This is a genomic window from Mesorhizobium sp. M7A.F.Ca.CA.001.10.2.1 (assembly GCF_003998575.1).
Classification (GTDB): Bacteria; Pseudomonadota; Alphaproteobacteria; order Rhizobiales; family Rhizobiaceae; genus Mesorhizobium.
Genome location: NZ_RZQY01001007.1, coordinates 1 through 1,434, shown reverse-complemented (window position 1 = coordinate 1,434; position 1,434 = coordinate 1). Strand labels below are relative to the sequence as shown.

The following is a 1,434-nucleotide window of genomic DNA, read 5'->3' as shown; positions in this document are numbered from 1 at the left end:
CGTCATACCAGCTAATCTGGCGCAGTCGTCGCCGACGCCAAGCCCGTGCGGCAAAACAACCGGCAGCCGGCTCAGGAGAACAGCAGCGCCGACAATTTGCGGCGCGCCGCCAGCGTCGCCTCGTCGGTCATGCCCCAGGCCTCGAACAGCTGCAGCAATTGCGTCCTCGCGCCATCCTCGTTCCAGGCCCGGTCGGCCTTGATGATGGCCAGCAGATTGTCGGCCGCGGCCGTACGGTCGCCGTTGGCGTTTTGGATCATGGCCAGATCGAAGCGCGCCTGGTGATCTCCGGGATTTTCCGCCAGCCGGCGCTCGAACTCGGCTGGATTGCCGAGAGCCGCCGCCTGCGCCGCAACCGCCATCCTGGCGCGCAGGGCTGCCAGCGGCGGCGCATCCTTCTTGGCCTCCGGGGCTGTTGCCAAAAGCGCCTCGGCGCCTTCCGTGTCGCCGGCGTCGAACAACAGTTCGCCCAGTCCGGCGATCGCCTCGATCGTCTCCGGCGCCTGCGCCAGGATGGCGTCATAAATGTCGGCCGCGGTCTGCATGTCGCCGGCGGCGCGCGCCTCAACGGCTGCGGCCAGGGCTTCAGCCACTGGCGGCGCGCCATTGTCCTTGCCGCCGACCTTGGTGATGAATTCGTTGATCTGGCTCTCCGGGATGGCGCCCATGAAGCCATCGACCGGCTGGCCGTCCTTGAAGGCGATGACCGCCGGGATAGACTGGATGCCGAGCTGGCCGGCGATCGAGGGATGGTCGTCGATGTTCATCTTCACCAGCTTGACCCTGCCGCCGGCGGCCTTGACCGCCTTCTCCAACTGCGGCGTCAACTGCTTGCAAGGCCCGCACCAGGGCGCCCAGAAATCGACCAGCACCGGCTGCCGGCGCGATTCCTTGATGACATCGGCGGCAAAGGCAGCCGTCGTCGTGTCCTTGATCACGTCGGCGGGAGCGGCGGGCGCATCGCCAAGCGCGACTTTCGCCGGCGCCGGCGCGGCTCCACCATACTGCACCGAGGTGGTGTACTGGCCGCCATTGCCGCCAAAGGAGCCGCCGAACGGATTGTTGTCGCTCATCTCTCTACCCTTCCGTGGCGCCGCCGGCCGGCGGCCAGGCGCCCTATGCTTCAGACCATCTGACTCAAGCCATCCATGTGGCGATCACACGGAGACTTTCAAGATAGCAGCATCGTGCCCGGTTGCCTCGACGAATCTGATCAGGTCGCGCGCCGCGATCGATGTCGTCGCCTCATTGGTCAGCGGATGCCCATTGATGACCGCATGCTCCATCAAATCCTTGTCGAGCACGAGCTTGACCCTGTTTGCCGTGTCGTTGATGACGCCAAAGACCGTGACGGCGCCCGGTGTGACGCCGAGCAGCTCCATCAGCATCTCCGGCTTGCCGAAGGAAACCCGGCTGGCGGCGCCGATCACCTGG

2 protein-coding genes are annotated in these 1,434 nt (G+C 66.1%); both read right to left on the bottom strand.

Annotated elements, in window-relative coordinates; genetic code table 11:
• Nucleotides 1-71: 71 nt before the first annotated feature.
• On the bottom strand, nt 72-1,073 hold the full coding sequence (gene trxA, locus EN964_RS34480; protein ID WP_127271857.1) for a thioredoxin: 1,002 nt from the start codon (nt 1,071-1,073) through the stop codon (nt 72-74).
• Nucleotides 1,074-1,157: 84 nt separating this feature from the next.
• The coding region (locus EN964_RS34475; protein WP_281059598.1) for a YbaK/EbsC family protein at nt 1,158-1,434 on the bottom strand (277 nt) is incomplete at its 5' end.

What these genes read in the sequence shown, in the direction of transcription:
- trxA (WP_127271857.1), bottom strand. Translation starts at nt 1,073, where the DNA reads ATGAGCGACAACAATCCGTTCGGCGGCTCCTTTGGCGGCAATGGCGGC.